The 20,974-nt window shown below is 59.2% G+C and carries 23 protein-coding genes and 1 pseudogene; 9 read left to right on the plus strand and 15 right to left on the minus strand.

Annotated features, from left to right (window positions below):
* Positions 1-106: 106 nt before the first annotated feature.
* Positions 107-502, minus strand: a complete 396-nt coding sequence (locus NL64_RS23360) for a RidA family protein (RefSeq protein ID WP_034150429.1) — start codon at positions 500-502, stop codon at positions 107-109.
* Positions 503-641: 139 nt separating this feature from the next.
* Between NL64_RS23360 and NL64_RS23365 the strand changes: the two genes are divergently transcribed.
* The 3 genes from NL64_RS23365 (at position 642) to NL64_RS23375 (ending at position 2,766) form a co-directional block, all read left to right on the plus strand.
* Entirely contained in the window at positions 642-1,562 is a 921-nt protein-coding gene (locus NL64_RS23365; RefSeq protein ID WP_034150430.1) for a LysR family transcriptional regulator, read from the plus strand.
* Between the two features lie 99 nt (positions 1,563-1,661).
* Positions 1,662-2,219 (plus strand): chalcone isomerase family protein, encoded by a 558-nt coding sequence (locus NL64_RS23370; protein WP_437176935.1) that lies wholly within the window; start codon positions 1,662-1,664, stop codon positions 2,217-2,219.
* Between the two features lie 10 nt (positions 2,220-2,229).
* Entirely contained in the window at positions 2,230-2,766 is a 537-nt protein-coding gene (locus NL64_RS23375) for a DUF3833 domain-containing protein (RefSeq protein WP_034150431.1), read from the plus strand.
* A gap of 57 nt (positions 2,767-2,823) precedes the next feature.
* Here the strand turns inward: NL64_RS23375 and NL64_RS23380 are convergent, their stop codons facing one another.
* The 7 genes from NL64_RS23380 to NL64_RS23410 form a co-directional block, all read right to left on the minus strand.
* Positions 2,824-3,312: a DUF2878 domain-containing protein gene (locus tag NL64_RS23380; protein WP_034150432.1), complete on the minus strand. Its 489-nt coding sequence runs from the start codon at positions 3,310-3,312 to the stop codon at positions 2,824-2,826.
* 1 nt (position 3,313) lies between these two features.
* The gene (locus tag NL64_RS23385) at positions 3,314-4,573 is read right to left on the minus strand and encodes an SAM-dependent methyltransferase (RefSeq protein WP_034150433.1); all 1,260 of its coding nucleotides are present in this window, start codon (positions 4,571-4,573) and stop codon (positions 3,314-3,316) included.
* The gene (locus NL64_RS23390) at positions 4,548-5,360 is read right to left on the minus strand and encodes a DUF1365 domain-containing protein (protein WP_034150434.1); all 813 of its coding nucleotides are present in this window, start codon (positions 5,358-5,360) and stop codon (positions 4,548-4,550) included. The genes NL64_RS23385 and NL64_RS23390 overlap by 26 nt, the downstream gene beginning before the upstream one ends.
* The gene (locus NL64_RS23395; RefSeq protein WP_034150435.1) at positions 5,357-6,604 is read right to left on the minus strand and encodes an NAD(P)/FAD-dependent oxidoreductase; all 1,248 of its coding nucleotides are present in this window, start codon (positions 6,602-6,604) and stop codon (positions 5,357-5,359) included. Before NL64_RS23395 ends, NL64_RS23390 begins: the two co-directional genes overlap by 4 nt.
* A gap of 6 nt (positions 6,605-6,610) precedes the next feature.
* A complete protein-coding gene (locus NL64_RS23400; protein ID WP_034150436.1) occupies positions 6,611-7,360 on the minus strand; it encodes an SDR family NAD(P)-dependent oxidoreductase in 750 nt (249 codons plus the stop codon).
* On the minus strand, positions 7,357-7,779 hold the full coding sequence (locus tag NL64_RS23405; RefSeq protein ID WP_034150437.1) for a nuclear transport factor 2 family protein: 423 nt from the start codon (positions 7,777-7,779) through the stop codon (positions 7,357-7,359). Before NL64_RS23405 ends, NL64_RS23400 begins: the two co-directional genes overlap by 4 nt.
* Before the next feature lie 125 nt (positions 7,780-7,904).
* Entirely contained in the window at positions 7,905-8,351 is a 447-nt protein-coding gene (locus tag NL64_RS23410) for a PAS sensor domain-containing protein (RefSeq protein ID WP_034150438.1), read from the minus strand.
* Between the two features lie 163 nt (positions 8,352-8,514).
* Between NL64_RS23410 and NL64_RS23415 the strand changes: the two genes are divergently transcribed.
* A complete protein-coding gene (locus NL64_RS23415) occupies positions 8,515-9,432 on the plus strand; it encodes a MerR family transcriptional regulator (protein WP_052321293.1) in 918 nt (305 codons plus the stop codon).
* Between the two features lie 73 nt (positions 9,433-9,505).
* Here NL64_RS23415 and NL64_RS30205 read toward each other — a convergent pair.
* From NL64_RS30205 to NL64_RS23430, 4 genes and pseudogenes are all read right to left on the minus strand, one after another.
* Positions 9,506-9,652 (minus strand): annotated as a pseudogene (locus tag NL64_RS30205) (LysR family transcriptional regulator); the annotation flags it as partial.
* 208 nt (positions 9,653-9,860) lie between these two features.
* Positions 9,861-11,057 carry a patatin-like phospholipase family protein gene (locus NL64_RS23420; RefSeq protein ID WP_034150439.1) on the minus strand — a complete coding sequence of 399 codons (1,197 nt, stop codon included), beginning with the start codon at positions 11,055-11,057 and terminating at the stop codon, positions 9,861-9,863.
* A 129-nt stretch (positions 11,058-11,186) separates the two neighbouring features.
* A complete protein-coding gene (locus tag NL64_RS23425; RefSeq protein WP_034150440.1) occupies positions 11,187-11,993 on the minus strand; it encodes a lytic transglycosylase domain-containing protein in 807 nt (268 codons plus the stop codon).
* Positions 11,994-12,261: 268 nt separating this feature from the next.
* Positions 12,262-13,191, minus strand: coding sequence for a LysR family transcriptional regulator (locus tag NL64_RS23430; protein ID WP_034150441.1), 930 nt, complete (start codon positions 13,189-13,191; stop codon positions 12,262-12,264).
* A 175-nt stretch (positions 13,192-13,366) separates the two neighbouring features.
* Between NL64_RS23430 and NL64_RS23435 the strand changes: the two genes are divergently transcribed.
* Together NL64_RS23435 and NL64_RS23445 are read left to right on the plus strand one after the other, a co-directional pair.
* On the plus strand, positions 13,367-14,377 hold the full coding sequence (locus NL64_RS23435) for a zinc-dependent alcohol dehydrogenase family protein (RefSeq protein WP_034150442.1): 1,011 nt from the start codon (positions 13,367-13,369) through the stop codon (positions 14,375-14,377).
* Positions 14,378-14,940: 563 nt separating this feature from the next.
* Positions 14,941-16,074 (plus strand): aminotransferase class V-fold PLP-dependent enzyme, encoded by a 1,134-nt coding sequence (locus NL64_RS23445; protein ID WP_034150444.1) that lies wholly within the window; start codon positions 14,941-14,943, stop codon positions 16,072-16,074.
* A 98-nt stretch (positions 16,075-16,172) separates the two neighbouring features.
* On the opposite strand, the gene NL64_RS23450 is transcribed toward NL64_RS23445, so the two are convergent.
* Positions 16,173-16,412, minus strand: a complete 240-nt coding sequence (locus tag NL64_RS23450; RefSeq protein ID WP_223503768.1) for a hypothetical protein — start codon at positions 16,410-16,412, stop codon at positions 16,173-16,175.
* A gap of 221 nt (positions 16,413-16,633) precedes the next feature.
* Here NL64_RS23450 and NL64_RS23455 point away from each other — a divergent pair, with 221 nt between their 5' ends.
* Together NL64_RS23455 and NL64_RS23460 are read left to right on the plus strand one after the other, a co-directional pair.
* Entirely contained in the window at positions 16,634-17,092 is a 459-nt protein-coding gene (locus tag NL64_RS23455; protein ID WP_034150446.1) for a DUF6130 family protein, read from the plus strand.
* A gap of 109 nt (positions 17,093-17,201) precedes the next feature.
* Positions 17,202-18,047 (plus strand): AraC family transcriptional regulator, encoded by an 846-nt coding sequence (locus NL64_RS23460; RefSeq protein WP_034150447.1) that lies wholly within the window; start codon positions 17,202-17,204, stop codon positions 18,045-18,047.
* Between the two features lie 44 nt (positions 18,048-18,091).
* On the opposite strand, the gene NL64_RS23465 is transcribed toward NL64_RS23460, so the two are convergent.
* Both NL64_RS23465 and NL64_RS23470 read right to left on the minus strand, forming a co-directional pair.
* Entirely contained in the window at positions 18,092-18,601 is a 510-nt protein-coding gene (locus NL64_RS23465; protein ID WP_034150448.1) for a YkgB family protein, read from the minus strand.
* A gap of 119 nt (positions 18,602-18,720) precedes the next feature.
* The gene (locus NL64_RS23470) at positions 18,721-19,572 is read right to left on the minus strand and encodes a helix-turn-helix transcriptional regulator (protein ID WP_052321294.1); all 852 of its coding nucleotides are present in this window, start codon (positions 19,570-19,572) and stop codon (positions 18,721-18,723) included.
* Positions 19,573-19,787: 215 nt separating this feature from the next.
* On the opposite strand from NL64_RS23470, the gene NL64_RS23475 reads away from it, so the two are divergent.
* A complete protein-coding gene (locus tag NL64_RS23475) occupies positions 19,788-20,945 on the plus strand; it encodes a response regulator (RefSeq protein ID WP_034150449.1) in 1,158 nt (385 codons plus the stop codon).
* Positions 20,946-20,974 lie beyond the last annotated feature (29 nt).

Genomic DNA, 20,974 nt, shown 5'->3' on the forward strand with positions numbered 1-20,974 from the left:
CGCAAATGATCGCTTCTGGGCGTTTCCTGCCGGACTTTACAGGCAGAAAACACCCAGAGACGATCGGTGACAATAGCCAGAATCCGATCGGGGGGCTGAGCCGGGCCTATTGCGGTAGTTTGGCGATCACCTTGATCTCGAAGTCGAAGCCGGACAACCACGTCACGCCGATAGCGGTCACCGTCGGGTAGGGCGCTTCGCCCCAGTACTCGGCCGCGACCTCCCAGATCGTTTCGAATTTCGAGTCGGGGTCGACCATGAAGATGGTCGTGTCGATTACATCCTCGAAACTGCTGCCGGCCTGGGCCAGGATCGCGTTGAGGTTGGCAAACGCCAGGCGAACCTGATCCGAGAGGTCCGGCTCGGCCGAACCATCCTTGCGGCTGCCGACCTGACCGGATACGAACAGAAAACCGTTGGCGCGAATCGCCGGTGAGTAGCGGTGGAGTTCGTACAGTGCATGGCGGTCGGGCGGGAAAACGACATCACGTTGACGGGTCATTGCATACCTTCTTCGGGGCCATCGTGGCCCGCTGTTTACGATGGTGTCACTGTAAAAAGATGACCGACCCGGATAAACAGGCAACTCTGGTCATGACTGTTTGTAGAATCCAAACTATCCAGACCGAGTGAGGCGTGAAATGGACCGTTTCGATGCGATGCAGGCCTTTGCCCGGGTGGTGGAAACCGGCAGCTTCACCAAGGCGGCAGCCACCCTGCACATGAGCAAGACCAGCGTGACGCAACTCGTCCAGCAACTGGAAGCGAGGCTGCGCGTACGCCTGCTCAATCGCACCACGCGCAAGGTCAACGTCACCGCCGATGGCGCGGCCTACTACGAGCGTGTCATCCGGCTGCTGGCCGATGTCGACGACGCCGAGACCAGCCTGTCCAGCGCGTCGATGACACCGCGTGGGCGGCTGCGAGTGGATGTGCCAAGTCCGCTGGCGCGAATGCTGCTGATACCGGCCTTGCCGGGGTTCTATGCACGCTACCCGGAAATCCAGCTGACCATGGGCGTGAGCGACCGCATCGTCGACATCATTGGCGAAAACGTCGACTGCGTGCTGCGTGGCGGCGAGATCACCGATCAGTCCCTGGTAGCAAGGCATGTGGGCGATCTTCAACTCGGCGTTTATGCCGCGCCGGGCTACCTGCAACGCTGCGGTACGCCGGCGCACCCACGTGAGCTGGAGGAGGGCAGGCACAGTACCGTTGGCTATCTCTGGTTTCGTACAGGCAAAGCCTTGCCCTACGCGATGCAGCGGGGCGAAGAACGCATCGAGGCACAGGGCCGCCCGCAGCTGACGGTCGATGACGGCAATGCGTACCTCGCCGCAGGACTGGCAGGTCTGGGCATGCTCTGGCTGCCGCAGTACATGGCCAAGCCACATCTGGTCAGCGGCGAGTTGCTGCCGCTGTTCGAGGACTGGCATATGGCGCCGATGCCGATGTATCTGGCATTCCCGCCGAATCGCCATGTCAGCGCCAAGGTGCGGGTATTTATCGACTGGATAATCGAATTGATGGCCGAGCATGCGCCGGTGGTTGGGCGGGGTTGATATCGGGGATGAAAAAGTTGTACACGCTCTGTACTGATGGTGTAAAAACTATACATTGATATATTCTTGTATAGATTTTCAAAAAAGGCCGAGACGCTGATGAACGTGGCTGGTTCCAGACGCTTGCTCAAACATCGTCTGTCGATAGGCTGGTTGTTCGCGATGTTACTCGCCGTACCAGCCTGGGCGGACTGGCATCCCGCGCTGCCCGACAGGCGTCTGGTGGGCAGCGGCGACTTTACCTGGTTCGGCGTGAGTCTATATACCGCGCGGTTGTGGAGCGCTGGGTTGCCGCTGACCTGGGATCAGCCCTTTGCACTCGAACTGACTTATCACCGTGTCTTTTCCCGGGACACGCTGGTGGAGGTCAGCCTCAATGAAATGGAGCGCATGGCAGAGGCTCGTCTAGAGGAGTCCACCCTCCAACGCTGGTCCAATGAAATGCGTGAAGACTTCGTCGATGTTCGGCCCGGAATGCGCATCACCGGGGTCTACCATCCCGGCAAGGGCTGCACTTTCTACGTCGACGGCCAGTTGCGCCGGCGGGTCGACGACCCTGCTTTCGCCCGCGCCTTCTTCGATATCTGGCTTGATCCGCGTACACGGGACAAGCCACTGCGTCACCGACTGCTGGGGATGGCCGGGTCGGCGGAGTGAGGAGGTTGAGATGCGTCAAATACTGGTACTGCTCGTTAGCCTGCTGCTGGTCAGCTGTAACAACGTTGGCGTGGAGCACTACGCAAAGGAGCGACCGACGCTGGACCTCGTGGGGTTCTTCTCTCGGCCGGTACAGGCTTGGGGTCTGTTCCAGAATCGCTCGGGCGAGGTGGTCAAGCGCTTCCATGTTCAGATCGACAGCCGCGTCGAGGGCCAGCAGTTGATCCTCGACGAGCGATTTCTCTACAGCGATGGCACGCGTCAGCGGCGCGTCTGGACGCTTGAACCGGCCGGTGCCGGGCGTTGGCGTGGTCGTGCCGACGACGTAGTCGGAGAGGCTACCGGCGAGGTCGCTGGCAACGCGTTGCGCTGGCGCTATCGCCTTGACCTGCCGGTTGACGGCAGGCATTGGGAAGTGGATCTGGACGACTGGATGTACCTGATGGACGAAGACACGATGATCAATCGCTCAAGTATGAGCAAGCTGGGCGTCGAGTTGGGACAAGTGATCCTGTTCTTCCGCCGCCAGCCGGAGTCGCTTCCGTAAATCCTCAATAACCGGCAAAGCAGGCGGTATTCAATCATTTCAAAAGGCTGCTGTTGATCAGCGGGACGCCGCCAGCCGCAGAATGATTGGCATCCATACAGCCCACAACGGGGCAAGCAGCAGAGCCGTGCCGAGGGTGCCCAAGGGCAGGCCTACACCGGCGATCGTTGCGCCAGCGAGGTAAGCCAGAGGTCCACCGAACAGGCCCAGTAGGACCCCGTACCAAAGCGGACGTCGAGCCCAGGCCAGGCTGTGGCGAAGCCCACTGGCCAGCACCAGCCACAGCACGGCCAGCCACAGGGGAAGGGGGCGCTGGGTAAAATCGAAGACACCCAGCGCACCCAGGCCGGCATCCAGTAAACAGCCTGCCATCCCCACACAGGCCAGAGTGATTGCTTCGTCGCCCGGTCGAGGGCAAGCCGCCACATGCACCAACAGGCCTGCCACCACCGGGACTAGCAGCCAGGGATGCCGCTCACTCAGTACGCAAGCCCACCAGGCGGCCTGCATCCACAGCGCGTTGCCGATCAACCAGGCCCGGCTCACATCAGGCGCCTGGCAGCGCTGCGCGGCGTGCGGCCGGAGCTGCCCAGAGCAGTTGCGCGACGCCGATGGCACGCTCCTCGAAACCGCCCTGGCAGTAACACAGGTAGAACTCCCAGAGGCGCTGAAAGGTGTCGTCATAGCCCAGCTCGATCAAGGCGGTGCGCGACTGGCGCAAGTTGTCGCGCCAGTGCTGCAGAGTCCGCGCATAGTCCAGGCCGAAGTCCTCCATGTGCACCAGATTCAACGCGGTATGGCAACTGGCGGTCTGCAGCATGACGCTCAGGGAGGGCAGGGCACCACCGGGAAAGATATAGCGCTGAATGAAATCTACCGACCGCTGGGCCTGTTCATAGCGCTGGTCGCGGATGGTGATGGCCTGCAGCAACATCAAGCCGTCATCCTTGAGCAGTGACGCGCAGCGGCGAAAGTAGACCGGCAGATAGCGGTGCCCGACCGCCTCGATCATCTCGATCGAGACCAGCTTGTCGAAACGACCGCCAAGGTCGCGGTAGTCCTCGCGCAGGACGGTAATGCGTTCTTGCAGGCCAAGATCGCGGACGCGCTGCAGGGTATGGGCGTACTGCGCTTCGGACAACGTGGTGGTGGTCACCCGGCAGCCGTGGCGGGTGGCGGCATGGATCGCCAGGCTTCCCCATCCGGTACCGATCTCGAGCAGATGATCGTCGGGGCGCAGCGCGAGTTTGTCGCAGATACGCTCAAGCTTGTTCAGTTGACCTTGCTCCAGGCTCTGCTCCTGACTGTCGAACATGGCTGCCGAGTACATCATGGTCGGGTCCAGCAGCCGCTCGAACAAGGCATTGCCCAGATCGTAATGGGCGAGAATATTGCGGCGCGCGCCGCGCCGGCTGTTGCGGTTGAGCCAATGCAGCAGGCGCAGGACCGGACGGCCCAGGCGCGCCAACCCGCCTTCAAGGGCGTCGAGCACCTCCAGGTTGGCGACGAAGAGGCGAGTGACCGCGGCCAGGTCCGGACTGCGCCAATAGCCATGGATGTAAGCTTCGCCGGCACCGATAGAACCGTTGGCAGCCACCATCCCCCAAACTGCCTCATCGAAGATCTCGACCTCCGCGTGCAGCTCGCTGTTGACGTCGCCAAACAACCACTCCTGGTCCTGGCAGATCAGGCGCAGACGGCCCTGGCGCAGGTTGCGAAGCTGAGTGAGCACGGCGCTCCTGGCCAGGCCGCCGAACAACGGCACCAAGCCCATGGATTTGCTAACGCTCAGAGTTGGATCGGACATGCTCGGGCTCCTCGTGGACGTGATGGCCAAGGTTTTGGCTGCTCTGATGGGGTGTGTGGCTATAGAGCGGGGTGCGCTTGAGCAACAGGCGCAGGGCTTGCCAATAAATGGCGCCGAGGGTACGCAGGCTCATCCAGGGGAACGCCAGCACGTGCCGTTGTAGTGCGGCGCCATCCAGCGGCTGTTGGCGCAGGGCCAGGTCGGCCTCGAATACTTTTTGTCCTTCGCGGCGGTTTTCCATGTGGATGCGCATGTGCGCGTCATCAATGTAAAAGCGCATGTGGTATTGCATATCCATTGGCAGGAATGGCGAGACATGGAATGCCTTCGTGACCGAGAACTGCCGCGGCTGACCGGGCAGCACAGACAACACGTAGTGAAAGCGCTCACGCCAGGGGGTGTTACGGACCTCCAGGACAATCGCCGCCAGGTGACCGTCACTGTCGTGGCAAAAATAGAAACTGACCGGATTGAATGAAATCCCCCAACTGCGCGGCTGGGTCAGCAAATGAATGGTGCCGCACGGGGCCTGGCCCAAGGCCTTGGCCACCACTTCGCGCACAGCTTCCTTCAAGGGGATACCGCGACGAGTCCAGGCTGGCAGGTAATCGGTTTCTCGCCAGCACAACGGCGCCAGGCGAGAAGCACCGAGTAACGGGGACAGGCCCAGCAGCAGATCCTGTTCGTCCAGATCCACATAAAGCATGCCGGTCCGATAACGGAATCCATGGAATCGCGGCAACAAACGCCGGTGGCTGACCCAGCCGTAGCAAAGGCTGCTGTTCACAGGCGCTCCCCGAATCTTTGGGCGACGTCCAGTGCGCTGACCACGCCATCCTCATGGAAGCCGTTGGCCCAGTAAGCGCCGCAGAAGTAGCTGTGCTGGTTTCCCTGTAGCTCACCTTGGCGCGCCTGAGCCGCCATGGCGGCAAGGCTGTATTGAGGATGTGCATAGTTGAAGCGCGCCAGCACCAGCGACGGGTCCACGCAATCGCCCTGATTGAGGCTTACGCAGAAGGTTGCCGGGGCGTCGAGGCCTTGCAGAATGTTCATGTTGTAGGTCACGGCCGCCGGAGCGTGCTCGGGTCCACCGAGGCGATAGTTCCAGCTGGCCCAGGCCTTGCGCCGCTTGGGTAGCAGGCGGGTGTCGGTGTGAAGCACTACTTCGTTGGCGGCATAGTCGAGGGCCCCCAGCACCTCGTGCTCGGTAGTCGTCGGTTTCTCCAGCAGCGCCAAAGCCTGGTCGCTATGGCAGGCGAACACGACCTTGTCGAAACGCTCATGGCCTGCCGCGCTAGTGATCACCACGCCGTTGTCGTCCCGGCGGACGCTCATCACCGGGCAACTGAGCCGAATGCGCTCGCTGAAGCTCTTGCACAACGGCTCCACATAGCTGCGCGAGCCACCCTCGATCACTCGCCACTGTGGCCGCTGGCTGATCGAGAGCAGGCCATGGTTACGAAAAAAACGGACGAAGAAGTGCAACGGGAAGCGCAGCATATCGGCCCGTGATACCGACCAAATGGCCGAGCCCATGGGGACGATGTAGTGATGGATGAAACGCTGTCCGTAGTTTCGTTCGTGCAGGTAATCGCCAAGACTCATGCCCGGTTCGATGCGGTGGCCGTCAAGGTCGGCCACCGCCTGGCGGTTGAAGCGCATGATGTCGCGCAACATACCCCAGAAGCCCGGCGACAGTAGATTGCTGCGCTGGGCGAAGAGGGTGTCCAGGTTATTGCCGTTGTATTCCAGGCCGCTCTGTGGATCGTTCACGGAAAAGCTCATCTCGGTGGGGCGCGAGACGACTCCAAGGCGATCCATCAAACGGATGAAGTTGGGATAAGTCCAGTCGTTGAAGACGATGAAACCGGTGTCCACGGCATAACGCTGGCCCTGCCATTCGATGTCGACAGTGTGGGTATGACCGCCGATCCAGTCAGCCGCTTCGAACACCGTCACTTCATTGCGACGTGACAGCAGATAGGCACAGGTCAGCCCAGAGATCCCGCTGCCGATGATGGCGATGCGCATATGACGTTATTCCTGTTCGGTGCGCGCCAGTCGGCGGCCCAGGGCCAGACGCCAACGCGCTGGCAGGGCGCCAAGCAAGCGCAGGACGAAAATGAAGAGGCGGGGAAAGTTGATCTCCAGCGGTCGTCGCGTCAGGCGCGCGACGACATGCCGCGCGGCGCGGTGGGCCGTCCAGCGTTGTGGCATGGCAAAGGTGTTGCGCTGAGTCAGGGGGGTGTCGATGAACCCAGGGCTGACCAACGTTACATCAATGCCTTCAGCGCATAGATCCAGGCGCAGGGATTCGACGAGATAACGCAGGGCCGCCTTGGACGCGCCATAGGCTCCCGCCCGCGGCAGCGCCAGCCAGGTCACCGAGCTGCCGATCACGACCAGGTGTGGTCTGTGCCCGCGACGAAGCAGTGGAAGGGCGGCTTGCAGGCAGTAACTGACCGCCAGCAGATTGGTGCGCATCACGCGCTCGACTGTCTCGGCCTCGAACCTGCCCGGCACAAGATATTCGCAGGTGCCGGCGTTCAGGATCACCAGGTCCAGCGCGCCCCATGCCTGCTCGATGTTCTCGCAGATAGCCGAGACCTGTCGTGGGTCAGTCACATCGCCGGTAGCGAGCAGGGCCTCAGGGTAACGCAGCACGAGCGGCATCAGTGCCTCCGCCCGCCGGCCACCCAAAGCCACCGCATGACCTTGCTCCAGAAGCCGTTCTGCCAGGGCAGCACCGAGGCCGCTGCTGGCTCCTGTCAGCCAGCAGCGGCTCATGCGAGCCTCCTCTTGATCAAGCCAATCACCCCGCCAAGTACCGGGACGTGCTCGTAGAGCAGGGCGCCGGCATCGAAATAGTCGTGGTGCAGGTAGACATGTGTTGCCCAGCGCAGGTGGCTGCAGCCTTGCAGACTGATCGGCTGGCCGCGGGACAGGTGCGGATGACGGAAGTGCAGGTTCCAGCGCAGATAACCGTGGCCGGGGGCGGTTTCATCAACGTCCAGGAGGTCGTAGCGGATATCCTGGACGTTGCTGTACAGCTTTTCAAAGTAAGTGCGCAGTGCCGGCAAACCATCCAACTGATGCAGCGGATCACGAAACTGAACGTCGTTGCTGTATAGCTCGCCCAGTCGGTCCAGGCAATCAGCGTTCAGCGTTGCGAACGTGTCAGCGAAATGGTGGAGATACGCAGACATGGCAAGCTCCAGGCAAAATTGTACAAGTCGGAAAACCTGTACATGTTTAGCTGAAGCGTACGGGGAAAATTGTACAAGTCAATATTCTTGTACACTTTTTGTGTCGCTTGTGGCGCTACTCGTCGTTAGCCACCGAGCGTTGCCAGTTGACGGCGAAGCTCGGCCACTTCGGTCTCAAGTGACTGAATCTTTTCCAGAGCGGCAATCTTGTCGCTGACGTCGTGCTGTATGCCAATGTAGTAAGTCAATTGATCGGCATCATTGTGCACGGGAGTGATAGACAACTCGTTCCAGAACGGGCTGCCATCCTTGCGATAGTTGCGCAGCACCTGGCGGCAAGGCTGACCGAGGCGGATGGCGCTGCGGATTGCCTCAAGGCTGGGCTGATCATGATCGTCTGCCTGCAGGAACCGGCAATCCTGGTAGAGAATTTCGTCGGCACTGTAGCCGGTCAGGCGCTCGAAGGCGGGGTTGGCATAGATGAGAATGCTGTCATCGCCTTCCTGCTCGGCCACGACGATGCCGTCATTGGAGGCTTCGACCATAAGTTGCAGGAGTTTGGCGTCAATCATGGCTGGGCTCGTTGTGATTCGTGGGGTTGCCCCACAGCGTAGTCGTCAGCGACAGCCATGCCTAGAGGGCAGGGCGCAGAGCAGCGGGACATCGATTGCTGCTGGTTAAAAAGTGCGATGCCTGGTTTAGAATGCCGACACACTCAGGATGCAACGACTTTCAATGACCGAGCCCATCGAATCCACCTCCGACGACGCCTTGCTGCCCATGCGGGAAGTCGCCAGCCTGACTGGCGTCAACCCGATCACCTTGCGGGCATGGGAGCGCCGTCACGGGCTAATCCGACCCGTTCGCACGGTGGGAGGGCATCGCCTGTATTCGCAACAGGACATCGAACATATTCGTAGCATCATGCTCTGGACCAGCCGAGGCCTGCCGATCAGCAAGATAGGCGCGTTGCTCGTCCGGCAGCAGGACACGCCCGGTATCACTGCGTCGGGCTCGGCCGAAGCTCCCCTGGTCCAGTGGCAAGAGGCGGTGCACCGTGCCGCGCAGGCTTTTGATGGCGCTGAGCTGGAACGACTGCACGGGCAACTATTCACCATCTATCCGAAAGCTACTGTACTGGAGGCTATTTTGCTGCCGGTCTGGCGCAGCCTGGCATCCGGGAATAATTTCGGTCGACGCAGTCAGTGGTTGTTCCTTGACGCCTTCTTGCGTGCGCGGATGTTATTGCGCCTGCAGATGAACCAGAGCAACGGTGCTTGCGTGCTACTGGCAGACGGCTCGGGCCATGCGCGCGAATTGGAGCTGCTGTGTGCCGGTTTGTTGATGAGCAGTGACCAGCTGCGCATTGAAGTGCTGGGCGCGGGCCAGCTTCTGGATGAACTGCCGTTACTGTGTGAAGCGATTCAGCCCGCCGCGCTGGTGCTATTGGTCCAGGCGCCACTGCAGGCAGATGCACACAAACGACTGCGAGCCCTTGAAATGGGCGTTGCGTGCCCAGTGGCCTTGGCTGGCGACGGTGCTGCCGCGTCATCGGAAGAGTTGCGTGGATCTTCGATTGCCATTTTGGGCAAGGACGAAGCGAGTATTTTGCCCAGGTTGGAAGCCTTGGTTAGGGGCACACTGCAAATTTGAGCAATCCAATGCATCCCTCCATCGCTGGATTGTAGGGTGTTCGTAAAATTGAAACGCCTTTTGGGGCGATGACTCAACGCCGATAGAGCAACGCATCCACCACAACACCAAACGCTGACGAGTGTTCACGGCGATTGGGGTAGTAAAGATGATAGCCCGCAAAGGGTTGGCACCAGTCCTCGAGGACTGGCACCAGACTGCCGTCAGCCAGCTCTTTTGCGGCCCGACGTTGGCGTTGGGAGAACAGTAAGCGAGCTATCGAGTGGGCACTAGACGGGTAAATCGGCAAGGGTTCATGAGGTTTGCTCATCAGTCCCGAAAGAGGGGGGTGCCAGCGGGAGCGCGGAGTATCCAGCGCGAATGACCGCTTCAGGTTGTGGATGCAACCGGCCGCCGCAACAGATTGGCTAATTCGTTCAGCGGTTGTTTCATCGTTTGGTGTTTTCCAGGTGCGGAGATTTATGCCACGGATAGCCTTTCGCGCTGAGTTGAAAGGCGTAATCGAATAAACGCTTCATGTACTCGCCATCGAATTTGCGATCGTGGGCAAAATCAAAATCGGAGCCAATGTAGGCGAGATTGAAATCTGCGCCATCCTGTTGCGCCATGCGGTAAATGCGCTCCAGATCGCTGATCCCCTGAGTTTGAATCAAGGCACTGATGGCTCGACCGCCGATACTCAATGTGCGGCGCTTGGTCCCGGACCACTGCGGCTCCAGCGTTCCGTTACGAATCACATAGAAATGCCGGTCCAGTCGCAATGGTGCTCCGGTGGCTTTGCTCAGCGCCATCACGGTACTGGGTGGGTAAAGAAACACTTGTGTAATGACCCCACCGTCCACGTGCATTTCCTGAAACAGTTTGCCATCAACGTCCACATCAATCATGACGGGCGAGACTGCACCGGGAATACTCATTGAGGCGAGCATGATATTGCGGAAAAGGTCGAGCGCTCCCGGTGCCTGGCTGGAAGCAATTGCGCCCATGTTCCAAGTGACCGGCCGACCCGAATCAAGGTCAGTGGTGCCGATCAGCAGAATTCGTCCTTTGGCGTACTCCGTCGCGATCGCCGCGAGAATTTCTGTTGTGACGTATTTTGCGATGAGCCGCGAAAGAGGTTTGCTATCAGCGATACCGTCGCTGGCAAAGCGGGTTAACACGTTTCGCGAATGAAAAATGTCTTTGGGGCCGATGGCGTTGGAGACATACCGAATGACGCCGTCGTACTCGGACCCCAGGTATGCGAACGGGGCGACCAGGGCTCCCGCGCTAATGCCCGTGACGAACTTGAACACGGGGCGAGTCCCGTGCGTCGTCCATCCGGCAATTAGTCCCGCTGCGAATGCCCCCGCATCGCCGCCACCGGAAACCGCCAGCATGTTCGCCAGGGGAAGGATATTGTTCGGCTTCCCGGCCTCGGCGAGCACCTCGCTCTCACGTTTGTTGGACTGCACCGCATCCACAATGAAAGGCGTCAGGTCGTGATCCAGCCTGTAGCGAGCATCGGGAATGCCCGGGATGACAGCTTTTTCCGTCAAGGTCGGCGGAACCGCGTCACGACGTGGCAGACATGCCTGAAGAAACAGGTCCAGAGAGGCGCCAGGTTTGAGCGGGAATGGTTTCACATCGTCTCTCCAGTCCTTGCCGTCGACAGCATCAATTGCGACGCGTGCCCCGACCAGAACGACTGACCGCCCCAGGTGGTGTCCGTCACGATGTACGTTAGCCGTTGCGGCTGGCCTTGAGGGTCAACGCTAGCGATGCTTGCGATAGCGTTCGGTCAAGGACTGCACGAGGGTGACGTAGGATTGCGTCTCGGCGTAGGGAGGCACGCCGTTGTACTCGACCACGGACGCTTCGCCGGCGTTGTAACCTGCCAGCGCCAGCACTTGGTTGCCGTTGAAGCGCTTGAGCAGCCAGGCCAGGTAGCGCACGCCACCGCGAATGTTCTGTCGCGCGTCGAACGGATCGTCCACGTCGAAGCGTTCGGCGGTGGCGGGCATCAACTGCATCAGTCCCTGGGCGCCGGCTTCGGAAATAGCGTTGGGGCGAAATGCCGATTCGGCATGAATCACTGCGCGGACCAGCGCGCTGTCGACACCATAATGACCCGAAGCGGCTTCGATCTCCCGCTGATAGGAACGGGTGTCCAGGCGCAGCGAGGTGACTTTGAAATCCTTCGGCGCCATGCACAGATAGCAGCCCTTGATGTAGTAGAGCTCAAGGACATCGACCCGTGCGGAAATCCCGACGGGGCGCCGGCTCACATATTGACGAACACCCTTGTGGATGAACGTGAACACGCGAATCCGTACCGCGCCTGAATCGTCGTCCCGCACAAGCCGTGGCACGGTCATAGCCTTGGCGCCGCCATCGGCGCCCGCCATGTTTTTCAGGCGAGTGCAGCGGGCGCTGGCAGTGGCTTGGTTGGTGTAGCTGATGGCTCCGTCGCTGGCTTGGCACTTGAACATGGCGCTGGCGCACAGTGGAGCGACCAGCAAGGCCAGCTCGATGCTGCCAATCAGGCTCTTGCGAGCCCCTCGCCATGCTCTGGAACTCATCACATCGCTCCGCACCGAAGGCGCTGATCAGGCCACGACGCGTGGCCCGGCCGCCTGTTGTTCTGATAGTTATACCCCTTGTTACCGGCCTTGGAACTTGTATTGACGTAAGGGCAGACGCACAGACCTCGGGCCCCCTGTAAGCGGACCGCAGGATCCAGAACCTGAGCAACCAACCCTCCATTCAAGCGTTGCTATAAAAACAAAAGTCATTTGCGATTTGACCGGATTGTTGCACCACAATCATCAGTGCGATTGGCGTTCCTCCCTATTGGGATGATCTCAGCGGGTCCAGCCAGTCAGAATGAAGCTGCGGAAATCGCTCTTGCAGCCATTCAATAAAAACCTGTACTTGCGGCGCCAGGTGCATCCGGCTTGGGTACAACAGCGACACAGGACGAGGGGCTGGCCGATAGGGTCTAAGAATCTCCACCAAAGCGCCGCTGTCCAGATACTCGGCCACAGTAATGCCTGGCGCCTGGACTATTCCGAAGCCCGACACGCCACACTGAACGTACGCATTCGATTCGGTGACGGTGATACCGGCATTACTGACAAACGCTCGATCCTGACCCTTAACCGAGAAGTGCCAAGGCAATGTTCTGTTGCTCTGACCGGACAAGAAGTTGACGCCTCGATGGGCGGCGAGATCGTCGAGTGTCTCGGGTTCGCCGTGCTCGTGCAGATACTCGGGCGCCGCGCACGTCACCATGGTTGCCATTGCGATAGGGCGGGCGATCAATGTCGAGTCCGGTAAATCGCCTATGCGCAATGCACAGTCGATGCCTTCGCCGATCAGGTCAACGGCTCGATCGGTCACGCCCAGCACCATGTCGATGCCGGGGAAGGCGGTGGTGAACGCTTTAAGGCTTCTGATGAATTCCATTTGTGCAAAAGCGGTCGGGATATCGACGCGAAGTCGTCCCACGAGCGTTGCTCCGGTGCGGTCAAACATCGAGGTCGCGGCAGAAATGCCCGCGAGAATTTCCTGCACCCGCTCATAGAACTGCTCCCCCTCGGCGGTGAGCGCCACCTTTCTCGTGGTGCGTTGGAACAAGCGCACGCCCAATGACGTCTCCAGCTCCTGGATATAACGGGTGACCTGAGGCCGCCCGATGTCCAGCGACTCGGCGGCTTTAGTGAAGCTGCCGAGTTCGGCGAGTCTGGCGAACAGTCGCATCGATTGCAGCAATTCCATGACGTTTCCATGTGGGCCCCGACTGATTTACGGAGCAAAAGATGATTGTTGCCTGAGGATAGAACAATCATGTCTATTTCCGCGCATTTATTGCGCCTCTCCAAAAGCGAAAGATGTGCCCAAGGCAAAGCCATTTCCGGTTTGCGGCCCATTGACGAGTATTTGGAGATTTATAATGAAGGCTTGGCTATTGAAAGATTTCGGACTCGACAACCTGCAATTGGGAGAGGTAGCGACCCCGCAACCCAAGGCTGGCGAGTTGTTGGTCAAGGTCGGCGCTGTCTCGCTCAACTTTCGCGACAAGGCGATCGTGGACGGTATCTACGAACCGCATAAAGTGCCCAAACCCCTGATCCCGGTCAGTGATGCAGCCGGCACAGTGGTCGCAGTCGGTGATGGCGTCACGCGCTACAAAGTCGGTGATCGGGTCAACTCGCATCTGTACTCCCGTTGGCTGGATGGCGAGCCTGGGCCGAATGAACCGGATTACTGCTTCGGCTCGCCGTTGCCCGGCGGTCTGGCCGAATACATGATCATCCACGAAGACAGCGCCGTGGGTGCGCCAGACAACATGAGCGACGAAGAGGCGGCAACACTGCCGATTGCCGCGCTCACGGCGTGGTATTCGCTGGTGGACTTCGGACAGATTCAGCCGGGTCAAACCGTGTTGGTTCAAGGTACCGGCGGGGTGTCCATTTTTGCCGTGCAAATCGCTACGGCGCTTGGCGCCAAGGTGATCGCAACGTCGAGTAGTGACCAGAATCTGCAAGCCGTGAAAGAGCTAGGGGCTGTAGCGGGCATCAACTACCGAACGACTCCGAACTGGGCGGACGAAGTACTGACGCTGACCGAAGGGAAGGGCGTGGATCTGCTGCTCGATGTGGCTGGCGGCAGCGGCATCAATCAATCGGTCGCAGCGACCAAGGCATCCGGGCGTATTGCGCAGATCGGCTTTTTGACCGGGCAGACCGTTGAACTCAACCTGATGCCACTGATTTTCCGCCAGACAACCATTCGCGGTATCGCCGTGGCGCCGCGCTCATCGTTTGACCGGATGAATGCGTTCCTCAACGAACACAAGATTCGTCCCGTGATCGATCAGGTGTACCCGTTCGAGAAAGCACGAGAAGCTTACGAGCATCTTGCGAAGGGTGCATTTGGAAAGGTTGTCATCAAAATCGGTTGATATCGGTAAGGCTGTATTCTGTGAGCGCTACTGCATCTGCGCATGCCTGTAAGGCAGGATCAGCTTGTAGCGCTTCTGATACTCCTCACCGGAGAGGCCCTGCTGTTCGAGTTGTTGCAACCAGCAAAGATTCTCCCGCTACGCTACTGCCTGAGGCTTTGGCAATACGCCGAAAATCGGCAGCAACGTTCCGTGGGTCGGTTTCCGGTGGCGTTTGCAGTCTCGGGAACCCTGCTTACAGCCTTCGGGTACTTCGCGATGGTCCTCGCGGATTGACGTGGTCCGCAGAGCCGAGGGTTCATAGTCCATAACGACCGGCTGCTTCGTGTCAGCTGCTGCCCTTCGTAACTGGTCGTTAGCGACCGAACGCAAGGCGGCAGGAACCTTCAAGGCCCACCCTCCCACAACTGAGCAGCCACCTGCGAACATTGCTACGTCCAGTAATCGACCTGACGATGCCAACCGCTCGACAGAAGTCGTCATTCACTCCCGAGCAATCTTGTCATTTGCCAAGGCTTAGGGCAGGGTCGATACCACTGACATCTCTGCCATAGGAGTCACCCATGTCAAAGCTATATCCCAGTATCGATCCTGAGGGGCTGGTCGAGTACTCAGTGGTCTACACCGACCGCTCGCTCAACCACATGTCGCAGTCGTTTCAAGGCGTGATGAAGAACATTTCCAGCACCCTGAAACAGGTTTACAACGCCCAGGGTGTTGCGGTGGTTCCGGGCAGCGGCACCTTCGGCATGGAAGCGGTGGCGCGACAGTTTGCCACCGACCAGCAATGCCTGGTGATACGTAACGGCTGGTTCAGTTATCGCTGGAGCCAGATCCTTGAGATGGGCAACATCCCGGCGGCCACCACGGTGCTGAAAGCCCGGCCGGTCGACACGGGTCGCCAGGCTGCCTACGCTCCACCCCCACTGGACGAAGTGCTGGCAGCCATTGCCGCTTCGAGGCCGCAGATTGTCTTCGCCCCCCACGTTGAAACCTCATCAGGGATTATCCTGCCCGACGACTACCTGCGGGCCGTCGGCGACGCCGTGCATGCGGTGGGTGGCTTGTTCGTGCTGGACTGCATCGCCTCTGGCACGCTGTGGGTTGATATGCAGAAATGCGCAGTCGACCTGCTGATCAGCGCACCGCAGAAAGGCTGGAGCGCTTCCCCTTGCTGCGCTCTGGTAATGCTCAGTGCTTTGGCCCTCGAGCGCATCGAGCAGACGCAGAGCAGCAGCTTCGCTTGCGACCTGAAAAAGTGGCTGCAGATCATGCAGGCCTACGAACAGGGCGGACATGCCTACCATGCGACCATGCCCAGCGATTCCCTCGCGCGGTTTAACGAAGTGATGAAAGAGACGCAAGCCTACGGTTTCGACAAGGTCCGCGGCGAACAACAGGTTCTGGGCGATCGGGTACGCGCAATGTTGACCGGCAAAGGCTTTAAAAGCGTGGCCGCAGCCGGCTTTCAGGCCCCTGGCGTAGTGGTGAGCTACACCGATGATGCCGACATCAAGAACGGTAAGAAATTTGCCAACCACGGTCTACAGATCGCCGCCGGAGTGCCGTTGCAATGCGACGAGCCGGCCGACTTCCAGACCTTCCGCATCGGTCTGTTCGGACTCGAAAAGCTGCAGAATATCGAGCGCACGGTCAACACCCTTGAGCAGGCACTGGACGAGGTGATGGTTAACTAAGCCATCTTCCAGCCCGCAGCACGTCATCGTCAGGGTGGAAAACGTTTGGTGCAGGAGCAGCCGAAGCTAGGGCGTAAAGCCCTAGCGGATAGCAGGTGTCACTTTTTCTTTTTCGCCGGCTTTTCTGCCTTGTCTGATTTCTTGGCCTTTTCTGGCTTGCTGTCAGCTTTTTTTGCAGATTTCTTTGGTTCGGCATCTTTCTTCTTGTCTTTCTTTTCGGAAGATTTCGAAAGAGCCGAGGCTGCAGCTGATTTCTTCGCCGATGATGACTTCTTGTCTTTCAAATCCTTGCTGGCGTTCGAAGCTGCACCTTTGCTTTTCTTCTCGTCTTTAGCCACGTTGACCACCTCTCGGAGTATGCCGGTATTGGCACATCGCCTGTGCGAATGTCCACAAGCTGATCATTAGGCGAGCGCGTACAACAGCGGTTCAAATTCTTTTTGATGTGTTGAGATCGGCGCACCGATATGTACTGAGGTCTGAAAGCAGGTATGTCTGAGCGTCGACAACGGCACGGTTTGAACTAGCCTTGAGTTAAATAACGGGGAGAAAAAATCCCATGCCCGTCGCTCTCGGAGATATGTTGGCCGTTGCCTTGGCTGTTTTTTGCATAGCAGCGTCCGGCCAAACGGTTGCTGCAGAAACCCATGAGCCACCGGCAATACTCCCGTTGGAGTCCGAGTCGGTGCCTACGCTCGTGGCGTATCCTCCACTGGCCGAACCGCTTGCCCGCGGCGTCGTCATTATTCAATATCGAACAGAGCGCGCCAGGATCATGCCGGTTTTTGGTAAAGCCGCTGCCGACGTGTCACCACGACTCGGTCATCTTCACGTTACCGTTGACGACTGGAAGGGTACATGGGCACACACCAGTGAAGACCCGATTATCCTGGTCGGACTGACGCCCGGCACTCACAGGGTTCTTCTTGAAGTGGCCGACCCGACTCACAAAATCCTCACCAGTACGGTCGTGAGTTTTACAGTCCCGGAGAAGAAACCAGCGGGCGCCACACCGTGACGATAACTGCGAGGAGCGAGAGCGGAGATGGGCGAAGCGCGACCGATCAAAAAGTAGTAAACCGGCGGTGATAGGATCTGAACGACTCTATCTCGCCAAGAGATTGCCCATGGATCGCTTGTCTATCTTGTTGTCGCAGTTCGGCGTGCGCGCAAACCTGTTTTATAACGGCCGACTTTGCGGCCTGGCGTCTTACGATGACACTGACCGGCGTGGTTATATCCATCTGTTGCAGGCAGGGAGCGTCACGTTGCAGGGGCCCGATCGCAAGGACGTGCTGCTGACCCGGCCCAGCCTGATTTTTATGCCACGCCCCAGCCGGCATCAACTGTTTGCCGGTGAGTCAGAGGGCGCTCAACTGTTGTGTGCGTCAATGGAGTTTGAAGGCGGGGTTGATAACCCGTTATCGGCTTCCTTGCCCGACTGCCTGGTGCTGTCCCTGGATGAGCTGCCAATGCTGGCCGATACGCTGAAGTGGATGTTCGGCGAGGCGGCAGGCGGACATTGTGGCAGAGAGGCCGCGTTGGACCGGTTGTTCGAATTGTTGATCATTTTGTTGTTCCGGCACCTGCTGGACCATCATCAGTTGCGAACGGGAATGATGGCAGGGCTGGCCGATTCGCGGCTGGCGCGCTCCTTGGTACAGATTCACAACGCGCCGCAGCGAGCCTGGTCAATTGCGGAGCTGGCGAGCGAGTCGAACATGTCTCGCGCGGCCTACGCCGTGCATTTTCGGGCCGTTATCGGGCAGACGCCAGCCGATTATCTGTTGAGTTGGCGTATCAGCCTGGCGCAGAAGCGTCTGCGGGAAGGGCGGTCGATTACGCTGATCGCCGCCGAGGTAGGCTATGAAAGTCCTTCGGCACTTGCTCGTGCGTTTCGGCGCAAGACAGGCTACAGCCCTCGGGACTGGATGAAAGATCTGGCAGGAGAAGATGATGGGGCAATGGCCTGAAAGCATCGAACTGCTTCAAGCCATCCCGGTTGGTCGATCATCGGTTAACGGCGTTCCAACTCAGTCAGCGAATGGCCGGCCACAAATATCGACGCAGCAAGCAACCCGATGTCTTTAAGTAGAAACTGCCCCGGCGCAACCGTAATGGCGGGAAAACCGAGGCCGGGTTCAATTACGCCGGGGGTCGAGAACATGAAGCTCAAGGTCGTGAAGAACAATCCTGCAGACAGCGCACCCCCAATCAATGAAAGCTTGGGAGACAGCAAGCGACCTGCAATGAGTACGCCGATCGAGACCTCCAGGATGCCGAGCAGACTGGAGAAGGTGTCGACACTGAAAATTTCATAAACCCAACCCAGGAAAGGGCTGTTGCTCACCAGCGGAACCAGCCCGACGGCTTCGTAGTGTGTGAACTTCATCCCGCCGAACCAGAAGTAAATGACCGCGAGCGCAAAGTAGGCACCGTAGGTGCCCAGCGCCATGGTTTTGATTCCGAGCGAAGAAGGGTTTTGTGCGTTGTTGGTTCTGTGTTTCTCGATGCTTAAGGTTTTCATGATCAAGGCTTCCAGGAGTGTGGTGAGGAACGCTAATCAGCAACCCGGCGCGGTGTGCGTTGGGAGTGGAGACAGTGTTGCCTTTGATTCCACGCTCGTGCCGTCCGAACGTATTGCGTTCAGTGCAGATCGTCTTGACTCATGGCAGGATTGAAAGAACAGGCAGATTCACGCAGCTGTACCGGACTCACCCCAAGGCGATGCCTGAAAGTCGTCGCCATATGCGCCTGAGAGTTGAATCCGCAGGCGAGGGCGATCTGCGCAAGGCTGGCGGTCGAATCGCGCATCAGTGCGCGGGCCTTGGCGAGGCGTCGGTCGATCAGGTAACTGTGGGGGCTTTTGCCTGTGGCGTTCTTGAATGCCCGGATGAAATACCCGTCGGACAATCCCAGCAACCCGGCCATCGCCGGTATGCTCAGCGGGCCATCGAGGCCAGCCTCGATAAACTCATCGAGCAGGCGCATCCGGCTACCGGTTATCGAACCCTGGACGGGCACCGACAACGCTGGGTTGTCCGTTGTCCGCTCAGCCAGGGCGAGTGCCCAGGCCTCCCAATCGTCTTCCACCGAAGCCTGTAACAGCGCGGCGCGCATGCGCAGCGCAAGGGTAATGGCTTGCGGATCAATACGATTGTTGAACGCATGGTCCCCAGCCAGCGCAACACCGTCGATGCGAATCACCCGCAGGTACTCACCGCCCTTGGGTGACTCGGACAACACGTCGCAGCCAACAGGGACGAACGCCAGTCCGTTGGGCAGGGCGTCGAAGGGGTGGACGCGATCGCTGCCAATGGCGTGCAGTCCTCGTTGGCTGTCGAAGGCAAAGCCAATCGCCGACTGGGTCGCCACATAGCGGGTCGCATAAGCAGCGCCGGGTAGCAGCTCGATCGCCCAAGGCCCGGCCTCGATCCGACGGACCGGTTCAGGCTGGAGCGGGGGCAGGAGGCGGTTTCGATGGCTCATGAGCAGCATAGTAATGAAGAGGGGGTGAAAAAGTCAGGTCAGTTTTCTGAACGCAAGGATGGTGTGGGTTTTTCTGTGCAGAGCCGTTGGGCTGTCTTGTCACTTGTGCTTGTGCCTGACCCCAAAGGTTGTTTGGCAGTTTGACGTCGTACAGCTAATCTAGCGCACGCTAGGGTGGAAATGTCGCCTTGGGTCGTCAGTGTCTGGCAAGGGAGCCGCCCGCGATGAATACCGAACAGAGTCATTACAGTCCGCCCACCCTGCTGGTGGTGGATGACACACCCGATAACCTGCTGCTGATGAATGATCTGCTCAAGGATCACTACCGGGTCAAGGTCGCCAATAGCGGTGAGAAGGCTTTGCGATTACTACAGGGCGGCACGTTACCGGACCTGATTTTGCTTGATGTCATGATGCCCGGACTGTCCGGCCATGAAGTGGCGATTCAACTCAAGCGCGACCCGCGTACGCGCGACATTCCAATCATCTTTCTGACGGCCATGGCCGGTACTGAAGACGAGATCCATGGCCTGGAACTGGGTGCTGTCGACTACATCACCAAACCTATCAGGCCGGCTCTGGTTCTGGCGCGGGTGGATACCCAGCTCAAGCTCAAGGCGGCGGCGGACTTCCTGCGCGATCACAACGACTATCTCGAGCAGGAAGTGGCGCGTCGCACTCGCGAGGTGACGGCGATCCAGGACGTGGCGATCCAGGCCATGGCTTCACTGGCGGAGACCCGCGATAACGAAACGGGCAACCATATCCGGCGAACCCAGCATTACATCAAGGTGCTGGCCGAGCATCTGCGTGACCATCCCCGATTCAGTCACTTTCTCAGCGAAGAGACCATCCAGTTGCTGTTCAAGTCGGCACCGCTGCACGACATCGGCAAAATCGGCATTCCCGACCATATCCTCCTAAAGCCTGGGCGATTCACCGAGGAGGAGTTCGAGATCATGAAGACGCATACCACGCTGGGCCGCGATGCCATCCAGCATGCCGAGGATGCGCTTGGCATTCGCGCCGATTTCCTCAGCCTGGCCAAGGAGATTGCCTACAGCCACCAGGAAAAATGGGACGGCAGCGGGTATCCGCAGGGGCTGGCGGCTGACGACATCCCCATCAGTGCCCGGTTGATGGCGGTGGCTGACGTCTATGACGCACTGATCAGCCGGCGGGTCTACAAAGCGGGGATGCCCCACGAACAGGCTGTCGAGATTATTCGTCAGGGGCGCGGTACGCACTTCGACCCGGACATCTGTGATGCCTTCCTGGTCTGCGTTGATCAGTTCCAGGCCATTGCCGAGCGTTTTGCCGATACCGATCAGGACATGGCCGGCAAGCTGGCGGCCCTGGAACGTGTTGGACAAGCTACCTGAGCCAGGGCTGCGAGCCCGTTTTAACCGTG

This window comes from Pseudomonas fluorescens (genome assembly GCF_000802965.1).
Taxonomy (GTDB): Bacteria; Pseudomonadota; Gammaproteobacteria; order Pseudomonadales; family Pseudomonadaceae; genus Aquipseudomonas; species Aquipseudomonas fluorescens_A.